Source organism: Paenarthrobacter nicotinovorans, from assembly GCF_021919345.1.
Lineage (GTDB): Bacteria > Actinomycetota > Actinomycetes > Actinomycetales > Micrococcaceae > Arthrobacter > Arthrobacter nicotinovorans.
The window spans coordinates 2,726,590-2,743,377 of the sequence record NZ_CP089293.1 but is presented as its reverse complement, the minus strand read 5'-3'; the positions used below and the strand labels follow the sequence as shown (position 1 = coordinate 2,743,377).

The window sequence follows — 16,788 nt, the reverse complement described above, 5'->3', positions numbered from 1 at the left end:
TGTGTACGAAAAGAGCGCCCAAACCCGAAGGCGTGGACGCTCTTTTCCCTGACTGGGATGCCCTGGCTACACGGTGACCTTTTCGGCCGGTTCTGCGACTACCTGCTCAGCGGACTTTCCGCGGCGGTAGCGCCGCACATAGTGGAATACGGTGAACAGCAGAATCCCGAACCACGCAGCTGCCTGGGCGGCAAGTCCCATGGTGAGTCCCGGCGTCGTGAAGGAAATGTCAACGGACTTGGCGCCGGCGGGGATGTCCACCATGATGACGCCAGCAGGTCCCTGCGTGAGCTTCTGTGTCTCGCCGTCGACCTTGACGGTGTAACCGGGCCAGGCGAGCCGCGCGAAGGTCAGTTTTCCAGCGTTGCCGTTGCCAGAGAGCTGGACGTGTTCGTCGTTCCCTGTTCGCACTGAGTCCTGGACGGTGATGCCGTCAGAAACCCATGAGACAGTGCCGGGGTGTGGCAAGGGGTTCTGGCGCTGCAGGATGGTCCGGGTCTCGTCTGATGCAACAATCGACCATCCCGGCGCGATGTCCAGCTGGTCCGGAGCGATCAGGGTTTTCTGGACGGCGACGGTTTCAACCTGAAGGACGTCAGCCAACGTGGCGTCGATTTCAGGCGAGGCCTGTTTGAACAGCTCGGTGTAGGCCAGCGGGCACGTTTCGCCGCGGTAGTTCATGCACAAGGCATTGACGTACGTCGTGAAGCTGATTCCGCTGTAGCGGCCCATGCTGTTGTTGACGTCAGCGTTGAGGATCTGGTTGCCGTACAGGAGCCGTCCCTCGGTGAATTCCGCGCCCGTGATCTTCATGGTGTTGAAGACCTGGATGGTGTTTCCTTTGTAGTTGCTGGTGGCATCCCGGAGGGTATCGGCATCCACGGGAGAGCCGATACCTGCAACTGCATTGTTAGGGACGAACTGACGGGACTGCATGCCCAAGGTGGCGATGGTTCCGACCACCATGACGGCGGCAAGGCCCCGGTAACCGAAGCGCTTCCATCCCAGGATCGCAAGCACAACCAGCACCAAAGTCACGGCCAGCGTGAAGAACTGCCACTTGCCGCCCTCCGGAACCATGGACCAGGCCCGGTAGGTTCCGAAGCCGAGGATCGCGACGGTGATGAACAACCGTTTCTTCCAGGCGGTGGTTTTCAAGCCTGCTGAGGCCACTACGGCGACAAGGACGATCACGCCCAAGTACACGTACTCGATGAGACGGATGGGCCAGCGGAAGACCAGAACCTGTGACGGGGCAAACGTCAGGAGGAAGTAGATACCCGTAATGATATAGATGCTGAAGATCTGGCGGGACCGGTTCCTGAAGCTGCGGAAATCCAACCACGGAAGCAGGGGCAGAACGAACCATGCCAGGTAGCTTGAGGGGACGTTGTCGATGGGAGCCCAGAAGTTGTTGATCCGGGGCCTCATGGACGAGGTGCTCATCGTCAGGAGGGAAGACATGTCCGGCGAGAGGAAGAGATCGTTCAGGATCTCATTCTGCTGACGGACCGTTACGGCAGAGCTGAGGGGCAAGGGGAAGTACACCAGGACGGCAGTCAGGCCCACCAGAGCGCCCACGATGACGATCGGGATGAGGCGTCGCCAGTGCCGCATCAGCATCAGTTCGACGGCCACTGCTGCCAGGACGAGAATGACGCCGATGGCTCCGTAGGGATTGCCGGCTGTCATGGTGAGGAAGCCGAGCAGGAACGGAAGGAAGGGCGAGGTGTTGCGTCGGGCGTAGCGGCGCACTGACCACCAGAAAACCGTGATCCAGGCAAAGGCCATGAGACCGCCGGGCCAGCGGGCCGCCTCGTAGAACAGAGTGAAGCCGCTGAACGGAATCGCTACACCGGCAGCCAGGGCCAGTGGCCTGTTTGACCCGTAGTCCCGGGCGAGCATGTACGTTCCAAAAGCCAACAGGGCAATGAACTGGACGATGATGAAGTAGCTCGCCAGCGACAGGTTCTCGAAGTTGGAGACAATGACCGAGTTGACGATGTTTACGGGATTGAATATCCCGTAACCGACCTCGGCCACAATGTTGCCGCCCACCCAGCCCCCCGGTTCCATCAAGGGGAATCTGCCCGAACGAATCTCCTCACCCATGTGCCGCCACAAGGGAAGGAAGGACTGCATCATGTCGTCCCAGTAGTAGAACGTGGGATTGAAGAGCCTGGGGATGATGGACGAGATGGCCGCGATGATGGCGGTAACAATGCCCCAATGCCAATCATGCTTCATGAAGTAGCGCCGCTTGGTGACAGGCGGGCGCTGGGCAGTGGCCTCGGAGGTTACTGCTGTCATGGTGGTACCTTGCTCCTTAGCGCGCGGCATAAGTTTGATTATTGGCCCGAAGAACGCCCGGGAATCGTAGACACCCGGGCGTGGAAAAGACCCACAGCATCAGCTGGGCTCTGAGGTGGAATCTCCGGGGGTCTTGGAAGCGGACTGCCGCCACCGGAAGTGCACAAAGGCGATTCCTACGCAGAGCAGGTCCGCAACAGTGAACATGATCCGGGAAAGCGCGGCGATTGCGGTTGCGGCACCGGCGCTCATCATCCCCGCCAGGGCAAGGATCAGGATGGCTTCCCGTGCGCCAACTCCAGCGGGCAGCAGGAAGGCCAGCACCCCGAGGGTCATCCCGAGAGCGAGGGCACCGGTGAGGACCAGGAACGTCGCCAGGTCCAGGGTTGCCTCGTGACCTACCAGGATCCACAGGTGCAGGCCGAAGCACAGGTACATGAGGACGCCGAGGATGAAGGCTTTGACCATGGTGTTGGCCTGTATCCGCTCAGGCAGCGGTGGCCGGCGGAATACCTTGAGCACGAAGTTGACCAGGAAGGTCACAACGTTTGGGTTCATCGCCAGAATCACGACGGGGAGGATGACGTACAACCATTGCAGGTTCGGTTCCCGCTGGACAAGGATTGGCAGGGCTGAAGCTCCAACCACCAAAGCTGCGCCGATGGTGATGCCGGTACTGACCAAGGAAGCTACGAAGACCTGGGCCCGCGCGATGCCGTTTTTTCGGCCGAGCTCCATCTGGAGGACGAACGCCCAGACGGAGCCGGGAAGATATTTACCGATCTGGCCTACGAGGTAGATCTGGTTCAGGACCAGGCCCTGCGGCTCGATGTCAACAGACCTCAACAGGCTGGCCATGACAACCCGCCACATGTACATGCCCAGAAGAACCCCGGGGATGAGGGCAAGCAGCGAAAGCAGCACCTGCCACCATTGCAGGGCAAAGACCGTGGCTTGGACCTGTGGCCATTGGACTGCGATGAAGTACACCGCAGCGGCAAAGACGATGACCACCAGGGCGCGACGGGCAAAATCCACCAGTTTGGCTTTGGTGGTCTTGACCGGAGGCTGTTCCAAATTCACGTCGTTGTCGTTCGACGGTGTTTCTGCGATCGATCCCGTCATGGGGCGTGTGTCCCCGCGCTGGGAGCAGCTGCCAGTTCGCTCTTGCGCCGGCGCATGGCAACCAGACCCTTGAACATCTTTACGACGTCGGCAGTCCGGATGGTGGTTTCGCCGGGTTCGTCATCGGGCGCCAAAGTAACGGGCACTTCCACTATGTCGAAGCCCTGCTTTTCGGCGGCGTAGACAACCTGGGTGCTGAAAAGGAAACCAGGATCGTCAAAACGGTCCACCATGTTCCGCAACCAGCCGCCGTCGACGATGAGCGTTCCCTGGGAGTCACCGACCTTGGACCCCAGAATCACCTGTCGGAGAGTCTTGAACCCGAAAGTGGTGAGTCCGCGGAGGGGGCTGCGCTGGATTTTTGAATTTTTGTGCGCTTTGGAACCTATGACCACATGCGGTTTTGGTTCGAGCTTCGCGTCCTCGTCAAGATCATCGGTCCCGAAGGGAAGATCATCGGCGGTCAGGAGGACACGGCGTCCGGAACTGGCCTCGATGCCCCTCCGGTACGCGTTTCCCATCCCTTTTTCGCTTTGGAGAACGTGGAATGTCACGTGTGGAGTGTCCACCGCGTGCTCGCGGGCAACCTTGAGTGTGTTGTCGGAAGATCCGTTCTCCACGATGATGATCTCGGAGTTGCCACTGGTTAGATAGCCGGAAAGGCGCGCCATTGTTGCCGCCAATATCCGTTCTCCGTTATAGACCGGGATCACAACGGAGAGATCCGGTTGGCCTGCCTGGTCGAAAGTCAAGACTCTCCTCGGTAGTTCGTGCCGACGAATTCTTGACGCCAGCCGCAGCCCGCAACTCTGGCGTCACGAGGTCCTTGCAAACCCTCAGTCTAGTTCATTGCGGCAAACGTTCCGTGGAAGCACGGATGCGCTCACCGAACCCAGCCAACGAAAGGGGTGCACCGGATATTCTCCGATGCACCCCTCGAAACGGCAAGCCAGGCTGTTCGCTCCGTTAGGGGAGCGAGGTGAATCCTTGCCAACCGGTTCCTACTTGGCCCCAGGCAAGCCACCCACCGGTGCCATTACCTGGATAGAGCCATAGATTGCCATTGGCGTCCCGGGCGAGGACATCGGACTTGCCGTTGCCGTTGAAATCGCCTGGGCCAAGGAGTGCCGTCATGCCGCCCCACCCGCTGCCGATCTGGGTGCGGGTGCCCCAGCCTCCGCTGCCATTACTGGGGTAGAGCCACAACGCACCGCCGGTGTCTCGAGCCAGGATGTCGGTCTTCCCGTCGCCGTTGAAGTCCCCTGTGCTGAAAATGGAGTTCATGACGTTCCAGCCGGCCCCAACCTGGGTTGCCCCAGCTGTGAACTTACCCAGGCCGTCGCCCTTGTAGAGCCACAGGACGCCGGCAGAATCCCTGGCGAGGAGATCCGATTTGCCGTCGCCGTTGAAATCACCCGGGGCAACAACTGCGGTCATTGCGCTCCAACCACTTCCAACAGAAACTGCCGGCTGCCAACCGCCTGTTCCGTTGCCTTTGAAGAGCCAGAGTTGTCCGGCAGCATCCCGGGCGAAGACGTCGCTCCGGCCGTCTCCGCTGAAGTCCCGCGTTGGAACGATCAGGTTGTAGTTGTTCCACGTGGTTCCGGTGTTGATCTTGCTTAGCCAGCCGCCCGTCCCGTTGCCCGGGTACAGCCACAGCGTTCCGGCCGCGTCCCGCGCCAGGATGTCATTCTTGGCATCGGAGTTGTAGTCCTTCCAGGTGTTGGCTGGGGCAGCAGGCAACGTGTAGGTCTGCGAGGCTACAGCGGACTGGTTTCCGACAGTGTCAACGGCGAAGTACTTCACTGTAGTGGTCGCAGTCGGTGTGACCGTGACCGTGGTGGTACCAACCTGACTGGAGATAGTCGGAGTGGTGTTGTCCGTTGTGTAGTAGATCTTTGCCCCGGACTCCGTAGTCAAAGTGACGCTTTGTCCCAGGGCGAGATTGCCTCCCTGGGGGTTGGCCGTGACAGTTGGCGCAACGTTATCCAACACGTACACCTGTGACTGCGGTGCTGAGGCGTTGTTCGCGGCATCCACTGCGATGTACTTCAGGGTCTTGCTCCCCATCGCAATTGGAGCCGTGTATTGCGGGCTTGCCGTGGTGGGTGTGCTGCCATCTTCGGTGTAGTAGATCTTCGCGTCAGCTTCACTTGCCGTGAGCGTGATCTTGCTCGACGGGCCGTAGGTGCCTCCTATGGGATCTGCTGTCACGGTTGGCGGCGTTGTGTCGGCGACAAAGACCGTGAAGTTCACCCCGGCCACGGTCGTGTTGCCTGCTCCGTCCCGGGCTTCAACTTCGAACCTGTTCGGGCCGTTGGCGATGTCCGCGTAAACCTTCGGTGAGGTGCATGCAGTGAAGGCATCCGTTCCCAACCGGCAGCGGAATCCGGCCACGTCCGGTGAGGTGGAAGCGAACTGGAACTGGTACCCGGCACCCACTGTGGCACCACTGGCGGGGGCGGTGATCGCCACCTGCGGTGCTGTCAGATCCACTGTCACGGTCAAGGCAGCAGCAGGGCCGACGTTTCCGGCAGGATCCGTACTCCGGATCCGCAAGGTGTGTGCACCCGCTGTTGTCAGCGTGAAGGTGTCGCCCGGTACGCAGGCTTTGAAGTCAGCGTCAGCTGTGGAATCGACTGAGCAACTCAGTATCGTTCCTGCTTCGAAGGTCGCGCCGAGTACGGGCTTGCCATTCACCACTTGTCCGCTGTTCGGTGCAGTGAAGACAGGAGCAGCAGGTGCCACTGTGTCCACGGTGAACGTGCGGGAAACGGGAACGCCTGCTGGTGCCGGCCGGACCGAGAATGTTTGTGGTCCGTTTGCCAGAACCGCCGAGGTGTAAGTGCCGGCGGTGCAATCTGTCCAGGCCCCACCTACGGAGCATTCCAAAGCGCTGCCGCTTGGATCGGCACTCACGCCAAAGGTGGGCGTTGTGTCGTTGGTGAAAGCGGTATTGGGTGATTGGGCACCATTGGCGAGCGTCGGGCCCGAAGTGATCTGGGCTTTGACTCCGCCCAGGAGGCTCATCTTTCCTTGTCCGGTAGCCGGCGTGGCGTTCAGCTGTCCAGGATCATCCAGCGCGAGCAACTGCCCGCCCCGCATTCCCAGGCCACTGATCTTGCTGAAGCCCAAGGCCCAGGAGTTGTCCACGACTCCAGTGCTGAGATTCAGCCTGGAGATCTTGTCCTTCCCGGCATCGGCCGCGGTGACGCCACTGCTGGTGCCTGTGTAGATGATGTTGGCTTCGTGGTCATAGAAGATCGCCGAAGCCACGCCCACGTTGTAGGAGGTCAACGGCACATAGTTGGTCATGTCGCCGTCGTCCGGAGCGGAAAATGCGCGGAGTCCAGTGGTTTCCAACACGTAGACGCTGGCGTGTCCGTTGCTGTCCCAACCGGCGGCCACGAGGCCCAGGGCCTTTGTAGTGACAGAGGCGATGGACTCGATGCTCGGATGCTTGATGGTTGGATCAACGATTTTGATGATCGACCGGGCGTTTGCAAAGGAAAGGTAGATGTTGCCGTCCGGGCCGTCGCTGACCGCATTTGGCCTGACATCGCCGTCCAAGACGGTCAGCGTACTGCTGTATTCAAACAGGTCCAACGGGGGATTCCATACGGCCCGCACGAGATGTGCACTGCCCACTGAAGAGTCCGGGATGAAGACAGTCTCGTCACCGTTGCCCACGGAGGCCGGGGTAGGGTCGAGGACCACCGAAACCCCTGGCACCTTTGGGCCAGGGGTGGCTCCCGGCAGGGTGCCGCCGAGGCAGGTCGCCTTTTCCAAGGTGCCGGGCTGGCCGTTGACTGGCTCGGACATCCGGCAGAAACCCGCCACGCTGTCTGAGACCCATACCCGGCCAATGGGGTCAACCACGGCCCCGGCAGGTTTCGTGAGGCCCGTGCCAACCACTTGTCGCTGCTGGTCGGCAAAGGCCGGGGTGCTGGAGACGACGGCGGTCATTCCGGCCGCGGCCAGTGCAGCGGCCGCCAGGATTGTGGTCAGCTTCTTGCCCCGGAGCAGGCGCTGGGAGAATTTCCGGGCTGTGGACTGTTCCATCACGCCACTTCCTTCAGCCACTTGGTCAGGACTGCCGACTGCGGGGCCATGGGGGCCAACGTCAGCGCACCTTTGACTATGGGTGCACCGCCGAGCCCGTACAGCGCCGTACTGATGGTCGGGGGATTGCTACGGGTACATGCCTTGACGATTGCCAAGCAGATATCGGTCCGGGCGCCGGATGCGCCAGCGGCAATGGCAACATTGACTGCGGCGTTTTCTTCGGCTTCCAGAACCTGGGGCTGAGGGCCGACATAGCTGACGCCGACGTCGGCGAATTTCTTGTACTGGGTATTGGCCCAGACTTCAGGAAGGCTCGACAACACTACGAGCGATTTTCCATCGGCCCCGCGGCAGTCAAACTTGTATCTTTTGACCGGTTCCGGTCTTTCGGGCCGAGGAGTGTCGGCATCGCCGGCATTCGTTACGCCCAGCCGGAATGGCTCAACATTTTGCGTGACTTGGACAGAGCAGCCCGTAAGAACGAGACCGGCAAGGCCAAACTGGACGACAGCGCGTCTTGGCATATCCACCGAGGGATCCCCACTTCATTCGGATGCTCCCCAGCTCCGCATGCAGTTGGATTTTCGCCCCAGCCGTTGCCGGCTGCATTACTCCATCTTCTCCCAAATTCCGCATTTGTCACTACTTAAGACGTCTTTTTCTGCAAGAAGAATTCCGGCTTGACCTTCCGGGGCGCCGCCAGCGGCCTTTTGGCTGCCGTCTGGTCCCTTGATGCTCCAAGTGCAGCCATCCGGCGGGGTCTTCCGGAGATGGAATCTTCCCGGTTCCAGGCCGCCGTCGCCTACTACATGCTGACCGTCTCCAGCGCGGGCACCCGCAGCCCATAGGGCAATGATCTTTCCCTGGGGCGCTTTGGGGCACAGCTCGCTTGCTGCCTTCAGCAACTGCCGGCTGCTTCCACCGAAGATGTCCGAAGCAGAATCATCGCTGACGCGGGTACACAGCCCCAGTGCTGCCAGGTAGCTGTCCAGGCCTTGTGCGGGGTCCGTTCCGGGCGCCGCGACGGCAATGACATGGGCCTCGTCATCTGTGGGCTCATAGGGCTGCGGCCCGTCGTAGTTGGCTGTGCAGGAGTCCAGCCGCAGGTAACCCGATGAGGCCCAGACTTCCGCCAGGCTTGAGAATGTGGTCTCGGGGACTGCGTTCAGACTGGCACAGGTATAGGAAAACCGGCCGGAGTCGTCCGGGTCGCCGGCGCCCTGTCCGCTGCCTTGTCCCTGTCCGCCGCCTTGTCCCTGTCCGCTGGTGGGTGCAGCAGAAGTTTCCGACGGCGGCGCGGACTGTGATGGTGACGTCGGGACCGTGGGGGCTGATGTGGAAGGCGCAGTGCTCGAAGGTGTTGCTCCTGGAGCTGAGGAACAGCCCGAAGCAAGCAGCAGCACAGCTGCTGCTACCGCTGCAAGGTTATGAAATCGCATCGTGGCCTCCAGCTCCATGGTTGTCCGGAGCGAATGGCCGGGTCAACAGATTGCCCGGCGAATTGGGTATCGATACCGCTACGAATTGCGCGGCAGAGGTCCGCAGGACGTGCTGCGGTACGTCGAAGGCCCTGGCTTGTTGGCCAAGGCCTTCGACGGAAGTATGCCTGCCTAGGCGAGCATTGAGTTCAGAGTGTTGATGACAGTGGCTTCCACGCCACCAGTACCGCCGAGGAAGTGGCCGATGTGGCCGTAGACGGTCATGGATCCGCCAGCGATTCCAGGGTAGTCAGGATCCCATCCGCCCTCGTAACTGCCGCCCACCGAATAGGGAGGCAGGAATTGGGCGCTGGGCAGGTAGTAGCAGGATTCGTTGCCGTAGCCGCCCACAATGACGCCATTGGCTCCGCCGTACTTTGACCGGAAGTACGCTGCATAGCCACTGACGAGTTCGCCGCCCACTATGCCGATTTTCAGTTGTGGGCTGCCGCCGAATTTCCAAACCTGGAAGGGGCACGTGACGGAGGTGGAGTAGCTTCCGCTGTCGATCCGTCCGATCATCACTTGGGCGTGGCGTCCATACCAGGCCGGATTTCCATCCAGGTTGGGCAGCCTGGACGCGTAGGCCGCGCGCACGGCCGCCAGGTTGCCGGCTGTGGGCGTGATGTCCAGGGGAATCTGTACCTCTTGATAGCTCGTCTGGAGAGGGCTGCCGATGGTCCTTCCGGGGGTCTGCATGGCAATCGAGACGGCCGAACCCAGCTTGGTGGCATACTCGTCGCGAAGTTCCCAGCTGGGTTCGCCCATGGGATTCTGGTCTCCGGCCGCTCCCTGGAGGAAGAGCGCAAAGCAGTTCGTGTTGTTGTTCTCGATGTAGTTGCAGGCCCCCGCCGGGAAATCACCGTCAAAGAGTGTGCGCATGCCGGCAGCTACAGGGTGGCATGCGTAATTGAAAATGACCGCCCTCGCTTTGCCGTTTGCCCGACGCGCGACGATAACGGGAACGGTGTCTTCCAGGTACGGCAGACCTGCCCTGTTGTAAGCGATACTCGCCGTGGTGACTTTGTAGTCGAGAGTCACTGCCGTCTGGGCGTTGTTGAGCGCTTTTTGGGCTGCATCCACGAGGTCGTCTTCGAGCTGTTGGCTGTACGTTTCCACCATGGACAAATCCGACAGGCCGTAGCACATGAACGGGTGGAGGGTATCAACCACCACCGGCCCGTTATGTGTGTGGGTGGATTGGATCAGGATGTCCCCGTTGCTCCAGTTTGCGAGCTGGAGGATTCTCGCCCGGGCGCTTTGATGGAGTGAGTGCGGCAGCGCCAGGATGTCCACGCTCATGATCAGGTTGGGCGAGCCGTTTTCCCAGAGGATTATGGCCCTGGCCCACAGGGATTCGTAAGGTGCACTGCTGGTAGCCTCGCGACCACCGTCGAGGGTCCCGTACCCCGCCATGTATGGGTTGACATCCAACGGTGGGGAAATGCTGACCTTGGCCGTAGAAACGGTAAACGCCATGAAAGATCACTCCTTGATTGTGCGGAATGGTGACCTTCGTTTGCCCCCAAACAAAGCCCGTTTCCCATTGCGCTGAACAGCCAATACGTGAGACCACCTTCATTAGATCACGCAATCCGGAATATGAGGCCTATCCAATGAAGCGAACATCATTTGTTTCATTTGCGATGCTTTGCTACGAAAAACAGAAAGGACCCGCTCGCTCCGTTGTGGAGTTTGCGGGCCCTTCGCCAGTCGACGTTTGTTGGCTGCCTGGCGCTACCTGGATGCGGGGGAGAGGATCTTCAGCCCTGTCCAGCCGGATCCGATGACGCTGGTTGGACCCCATGCACGGTTTTGCCCAACGGGGTAATAGCGGAGCTCCCCGCCAGTTGTTCGACCTATGATGCCGGTTGAACCCGCTCCAGCAAATCCTCGGATTGCGCCAAAGCTGTTAATGACATTCCACCCTGTACCGATGGTTGCCGGAGCTTCCGGGATGAAACTCCCGGTACCGGTCGACCGGTAAAGCATGAGGTCTCCCGAAGCGGTTTTAGCCAGGAGATCGGCGTTTGAGTCCTTGTCGAAATCCATCTGGACTATGTCCAGGCCTGACCAGCCGGTCCCGATCTGGGTGCGCGTTCCAAGTGCCCCGCCTGATGGATTGCCGATCTGGAACAACCGGCCTGCGGGGTCGTATCCCACAATGCTTGGCCGGGGATCGGACTTCTTCCACGTCCCGACGGTCAGCGTCCAGTCCTGCCAGCCTGTACCCAGACTGATGGGAGAGCCGAAGCCGGCCCCCTTGAAGCCCGGGTAGAGTGTCAGCCGGCCGTCACTCCACTGGGCAAGGATGTCCAATGCGCCGTCGCCATTCCAATCAGTCAGGAAGCCCGCCTTCAATCCCGTCCATTGTTTCCCGATCAGTTCGGGAGAGGTGAGTCCGCCGGAACCTGAGCCCGCATACCGGTAAAGATTGCCGTCCTGCCGGATGGCAAGGACATCGGGTTCATCCACGCCCAGTGTTGCCTCGACGTTGACCGGGGCACCACCAATGAGCAGGGCATCGTTCCAGCCGAGACCAGTGAGGAAGCGGTTACCCCACGAGCCGTTCACCGCAGGGTAATAGTAGAGATCGCCGTTGGCGGCACGTGCCTGCAGTCCTTGCGAGCCGGAGCCGTTGAAGCCCGCTGCGGAGCTGACTGAAGTCATGGCGGACCATCCGTTTCCGATGACCCGTGCCGGCTCTGTAAGGAAGGACCCGAGCCCGTTGCTGCGGAACAACCGCATCGTTCCGTCGCCTGTTCTGGAGACGAGGTCCTGGCTGCCATCGCCGTCAAAGTCCAGGAGATTGAACTGGTGCCCACTGAATCCGGTACCTATCAGGACACCGCCGCCCAGAGCACCGCCCGAGGCGTTCTGGTATCGGTACAGGTTGCCGCTGCCGTCCTGGCCAATGACTCCAGGGAAGGCATCCTTCGAGTTCCACCATCCGGTGGCAAGCGACATTTCCTGCCAGCCGCTGCCCACTTGGATGGGCGTGCTGAAGCCGCCGCCGGAAGTGCCGCGGAAAACCTGGAGTGTTCCGTCGGCCCATTGGGCCAGGATGTCCTGGACTCCGTCCTGGTTCCAGTCAACGACGTGGACGGAGAGGGCGTTGCCCCAGCCGGAGCCGATGGTCACGGGCCCGGAGATACGTCCCTGGCCGTCGGCTGGAAAATTATCGAGTCGTCCCGAAGGCATCACCGCAAGCACATCCGCTCCGGAACGGATGGAGGGATTCGAAGGGGTCGGAACACCCCGGGCAAAGGTACGGAGCTCATCAAAGGTGCCGTTGAAGATGTTCGAGTCGCCTTCGAAGGGGCCCGTGCTGCTGTACTGCCACATTGAGTAGTCGTTCCAACTGGCCGGCAGCGAGCCCGGCGAATTGGTGGGATTGTTCCAATAGGAAGCAATCCACAACGGGTAGCTCCCAAAGGTGCTGTTGCCTACGCAGGTATTCCACCAGTCGGTCGTGCTGTAGATGACGGGGAATCGACCGGTCAAGGCCTTGACGGTGTTGCCGAAGTCGGCAGCCCACTGACCCAGTTGGGCCTTGGACATGTCGTAGCACGTGTTGCCGAAATAGAAGCCGTTGATGGTCCGGCCCGCGTAGGGGTTGTACTCAATGTCAAGCACCGGAGGAAGAGTGTAGCCGTCGGCCGACCAGCCACCTCCATTCGCTACGAAGTACCTGGCTTGGTCTGCTCCGGATGACCAGTTCGGGATGGCGAAGTGATACGCGCCGCGAACCATGCCAACATTCCGTGAACCGTTGTATTGCTGGGTGTAGTTCTCGTTGAGGTAGTAGTTTCCCTCGGAAGCCTTGACGTAGGCCCACCGGGAGCCTTGGCTCCATTGGCTTTGCCAGTCGACGTTGCCCTGGTGTGCGCTCACGTCCTGCCCTTGGATTCCAATGGTGGGCCGCCAGTGGCCTGTGTCTGCCGCCATCGGTACCGTGGCCTTGACCGCTGCTCCTACGGCCTTGCCTCGGGCCGGTGCCGCCGCCTCTTTATCCTGTTTGTTCGTCACGACCCTCGGGGAGCGCTGGCCCATTTCCGCGCCGCCGGCCGGGATGGCGGCGCGCATGGCGGCCTTCATACTCTCGGCGTCGGGTGCGTCACCAGGCATGGACTTGGGTTTTGTGGCCTGCGCTTCGGCTTTGCCGGCCGGGTCAGGCGCAGGTTGGGACGCTACACCGGGTGTAAGTTCGACGCCGGTGATCGGCGCTTGCTGGTCAGGGAGCTTTCCTTGCCGTGGTGTGCTTTCAACCGGAGGTGAAGCCGGGCCATTCCCAGCCGGCTGGGGGCCCTGAGATGATCCGCCGCCAGGAGCCTCAGAAGTGGGCGCCGGCTGCGGACCGGATGTCTGTGCCCATGCGGGCGCGCAAAGGAAACTGCCTGCCGTAAGGGCGACGGTGAGCGCCAGCCCTGCCCGCACCATGGGGATGCGTCCGACCGGGTCCAAAAATTTACGTTTCATCATCACATCCGGCCCTGTACCGCGGCTCAGCGGTGCATGGTGTGGCTTAGGGACAAGCTCCGGGGCGCCTGCGCGTGAGACCAAAGGCCAGCTCCTAACGGGCTTTACCCTAACATTCTGAAACAGGAGTGACTAGTGGGATTCACGATGCCCCCGGGACCAGTGATCCCAAGTTATCCACATGCCGTCCGGACTGACTTGAGGCGGACCTTGGGCTCGCTTAGCGTAAGTCACTCGAGATGCGCCTCTCGTTTACGCAATCGTGACCATCGGGGGAGAGCTGTGGATGCTGTAAGGATCGTCGAGGGGGAGGTCAGGGAGCTCATCCGGCGTCGTGGCCTGGATCCACTGGAACAGGCTGGTGATGTCCGAAGCCTGGTGGACGCGGCAGTCAACGACTACGACGAACGGGCCCTCCTCGCTCCGCTTCCTCCCTTGGGTCACCTCGAGTCGGCGCGTCGTCTGATTTACGACGCTGTCGCGGGGTTCGGGCCATTGCAGCCGTTTCTGGACGATGAGTCGATCGAGGAGCTTTGGATCAATGCTCCCCACGAGGTCTACGTGGCCCGAAATGGTGAATCCGAGCTGACTACGATCAGCCTCACTGAGCAGCAGGTCCGGGACCTGGTAGAGAGAATGCTTAAGACTTCCGGACGACGACTGGACTTGTCATCGCCCTTCGTGGACGCCGCACTTCCGGACGGTTCGAGGCTGCATGTGGCAATCCCGGACATCACCCGGAGGCACTGGGCGGTGAACATCAGGAAGTTCACCGCGCGCGCCAGCCGCCTGGAGCACTTGGTAGAGCTCGGCAGCCTGACACCACAAGCTGCGAGGTTCCTGGGCGCGGCAGTAGCGAGCGGCCTCAACATTCTTGTCTCCGGCGCCACGCAGGCGGGAAAGACCACCCTTCTCAATTGCCTGGGAGCGCACATAGGTTCACGCGAGCGGGTCATCACTGTGGAGGAAATCTTTGAACTCCAGCTTCCCTTACGGGATGTCATAGGACTTCAGTGCCGTCAACCGAATCTGGAGGGTGAGGGCGAAATCCCTTTGCGGCGGCTCGTCAAGGAAGCCCTTCGAATGCGGCCGGACAGGCTCATTGTGGGCGAAGTCCGCGAAGCCGAAAGCCTGGACATGCTCATCGCCCTCAACTCCGGGCTTCCCGGTATGTGCACTGTGCATGCCAATTCTGCCCACGACGCCGTAACCAAGATCTGCACATTGCCCCTTCTCGCCGGAGCCAACATTGCCAGTGCCTTTGTGGTCCCCACAGTGGCGTCGTGCATTGATCTGGTGGTGCATTGCGGCAGGCATCCGACAGGGAAAAGGCAGATAACGGAGGTCCTCGCTTTGGGGCGGAGGGTTGAAAACGGGATCATCGAATCCTCCACTGTCTTTGGGATGTCAGCAGGCCAACTGCAGCCGAGGCCCAACGCGATGCCCGCTGCGGAAAAGTTTGCCCGCGCAGGCTTCGACGTCTCCGCGCTGTTGGAGGTGAACTGATGCCGCCTCTCCTGGGCATTCTGTGTGGCTTGGGGCTTTTCCTTATCTGGTGGTCCACCTGGGATCAACCGACAGCCAGGCCACGGAAAAAGAAACGACGCCGCCTGGACCAATTGCTTTTGTCAGCAGGGATTGAAAAGGTCACAGGATCTGCCTTGCTCCTCAGCTGCGGGGGTTTTGGGTGTGCAGTCATGGCGGTCTTCTTCCTCATCACAAGGGCGCCGGTGGTCGCGCTATGCTTCGGGTTGTTCGGTTCCTGGACCCCCTTGGCAATCGTGAGGCGGAGGGCGCGAAAGCGTCGTGCGGCGCTTCGCTTGTTGTGGCCGGATGTCGTGGACCACCTGCGCTCGGCTATTCGCGCTGGCCTTGCCCTGCCTGAAGCGCTCATTCAGCTTGGATCCAAAGGACCGGAGGAATTGCGGCCGCTTTTCCTGGATTTTGGTGCCGACTACCGCTCCGGTGGGCATTTTGAGACTGCGTTGGACAGGCTTAAGGACCGTCTCGCGGACCCGGTGGCCGATCGCATCATTGAAGCCCTTCGAATGACCCGCGAGGTTGGCGGATCCGACCTGGGCCGAATGCTGGGGACTTTGTCCGACTTCCTCAGGGACAACTCCCGCACCCGGAGTGAGCTGGAAGCCAGGCAATCATGGACCGTCAACGCTGCGAGGTTGGCAGTCGCGGCCCCGTGGATCGTCCTGGTGTTGATGGCCAGCCGTCCGGAAGCGATGCCGGCCTACAACTCAACCGTGGGAGCAATGGTGCTTCTCGCTGGCTTGCTGGTTTCCGTGTGCTGCTATTCCTTGATGCTTCGTATTGGTGCGTTGCCTGATGATGAACGCGTTCTGCGATGAGTACGTCGACTGCTTGGGCCGCGGTCTCCGGCGCCGTCCTTGGAATTGGATGCTGGCTCGTCTTGACGCGTCTGCCGTTCCTGCGGGGAATGACTTTTACGGAGCGCATCAGCCCTCAGCTGAAATCCAGGAACCTCGAGTCACGCCTCCTGCTTGCGCAAGAGCCGGACCTCACACCTTTTGGAACATTGGAACGAATCCTTCGCCCCATCTTTCGGGACGCGGTGAAAAACATGTCGCGGTTGAACGTTGGCTCCGCCGTCGCGGCAAAGAGGCTGGCCCGCTCCGGGTCCTCCAAAACGATCCTTGACTACAGGGTCGAGCAGATCCTTTGGGCCAGCGGAGGTCTGGTCGTGGCGTTGCTCGTGGTCACAGCACGCGCGGCATCCGGGCAGTTCAATCCGGCGGTGTCCTGCGTCTTGGTAGTTGGGGCCGCCTTGGGAGGGTATGTGCTCCGCGACATGGTTCTGGGGCAGCAGATCAAGCGACGTGAGAGAAGGATGCTGTCCGAGTTTCCAAGCCTTGCTGAGCTGATGGCTCTGGCCGTAGCTGCGGGCGAAAGCGCAATGGGCGCGATGGACCGGGTGAGCCGTAGCTCCCAAGGGGAACTCTCCAACGAGTTCGCGCTGATTCTTGCGGATGCCCGGTCCGGCAAGCCTCTGGCGGAAGCACTTCAGTCCTTTTCCAGCCGCGCAGAGTTACCACCACTGGTCAGGTTCTTTGATGGCTTGGTGGTGGCTGTCGAACGCGGGACCCCACTGGCAGATGTGCTTCGGGCACAGGCCGCCGATGTCCGGGATGCCGCCAAGCGGGAGCTGATGGAATCCGCAGGCCGCAAGGAGATAGCCATGATGGTGCCCCTCGTCTTCGGTGTGCTGCCACTAACGGTCGTGTTTGCCGCTTTTCCAGCCATCGCAGCCCTGCAGATGAGCCTCTAGTCCCTTGCATCTCCTCCTGCAGGAATGCGGCCC

General features: G+C 60.9%; 11 protein-coding genes. 3 read left to right on the top strand and 8 right to left on the bottom strand.

Going from position 1 to position 16,788, the window contains the following annotated elements; genetic code table 11:
* Positions 1–66: 66 nt before the first annotated feature.
* From JMY29_RS12780 to JMY29_RS12745, 8 genes are all read right to left on the bottom strand, one after another.
* Positions 67–2,310: a glycosyltransferase family protein gene (locus tag JMY29_RS12780; protein ID WP_110503926.1), complete on the bottom strand. Its 2,244-nt coding sequence runs from the start codon at positions 2,308–2,310 to the stop codon at positions 67–69.
* A gap of 99 nt (positions 2,311–2,409) precedes the next feature.
* Complete coding sequence (locus JMY29_RS12775; RefSeq protein WP_018776418.1) at positions 2,410–3,435, bottom strand: lysylphosphatidylglycerol synthase domain-containing protein; 1,026 nt, start codon at positions 3,433–3,435, stop codon at positions 2,410–2,412.
* Positions 3,432–4,187 carry a glycosyltransferase gene (locus tag JMY29_RS12770; protein WP_200942028.1) on the bottom strand — a complete coding sequence of 252 codons (756 nt, stop codon included), beginning with the start codon at positions 4,185–4,187 and terminating at the stop codon, positions 3,432–3,434. Before JMY29_RS12770 ends, JMY29_RS12775 begins: the two co-directional genes overlap by 4 nt.
* Before the next feature lie 214 nt (positions 4,188–4,401).
* Positions 4,402–7,497 (bottom strand): chitobiase/beta-hexosaminidase C-terminal domain-containing protein, encoded by a 3,096-nt coding sequence (locus JMY29_RS12765; protein ID WP_055972005.1) that lies wholly within the window; start codon positions 7,495–7,497, stop codon positions 4,402–4,404.
* The gene (locus JMY29_RS12760; RefSeq protein WP_229778544.1) at positions 7,497–7,823 is read right to left on the bottom strand and encodes a hypothetical protein; all 327 of its coding nucleotides are present in this window, start codon (positions 7,821–7,823) and stop codon (positions 7,497–7,499) included. Before JMY29_RS12760 ends, JMY29_RS12765 begins: the two co-directional genes overlap by 1 nt.
* A 285-nt stretch (positions 7,824–8,108) precedes the next feature.
* Positions 8,109–8,939, bottom strand: coding sequence for a hypothetical protein (locus JMY29_RS12755; protein WP_229778543.1), 831 nt, complete (start codon positions 8,937–8,939; stop codon positions 8,109–8,111).
* Between the two features lie 171 nt (positions 8,940–9,110).
* Positions 9,111–10,457, bottom strand: a complete 1,347-nt coding sequence (locus tag JMY29_RS12750) for a hypothetical protein (RefSeq protein ID WP_018776412.1) — start codon at positions 10,455–10,457, stop codon at positions 9,111–9,113.
* 258 nt (positions 10,458–10,715) lie between these two features.
* Positions 10,716–13,106, bottom strand: coding sequence for a GH25 family lysozyme (locus JMY29_RS12745; protein WP_374757487.1), 2,391 nt, complete (start codon positions 13,104–13,106; stop codon positions 10,716–10,718).
* 633 nt (positions 13,107–13,739) lie between these two features.
* Here JMY29_RS12745 and JMY29_RS12740 point away from each other — a divergent pair.
* Genes JMY29_RS12740 through JMY29_RS12730 form a run of 3 tightly spaced genes read left to right on the top strand, consistent with a single transcriptional unit; the run spans position 13,740 to position 16,755 of the window.
* A complete protein-coding gene (locus JMY29_RS12740; protein WP_189075165.1) occupies positions 13,740–14,963 on the top strand; it encodes a CpaF family protein in 1,224 nt (407 codons plus the stop codon).
* Positions 14,963–15,817, top strand: a complete 855-nt coding sequence (locus JMY29_RS12735; protein ID WP_064721715.1) for a type II secretion system F family protein — start codon at positions 14,963–14,965, stop codon at positions 15,815–15,817. The genes JMY29_RS12740 and JMY29_RS12735 overlap by 1 nt, the downstream gene beginning before the upstream one ends.
* On the top strand, positions 15,814–16,755 hold the full coding sequence (locus tag JMY29_RS12730) for a type II secretion system F family protein (RefSeq protein WP_189075164.1): 942 nt from the start codon (positions 15,814–15,816) through the stop codon (positions 16,753–16,755). Before JMY29_RS12735 ends, JMY29_RS12730 begins: the two co-directional genes overlap by 4 nt.
* Positions 16,756–16,788 lie beyond the last annotated feature (33 nt).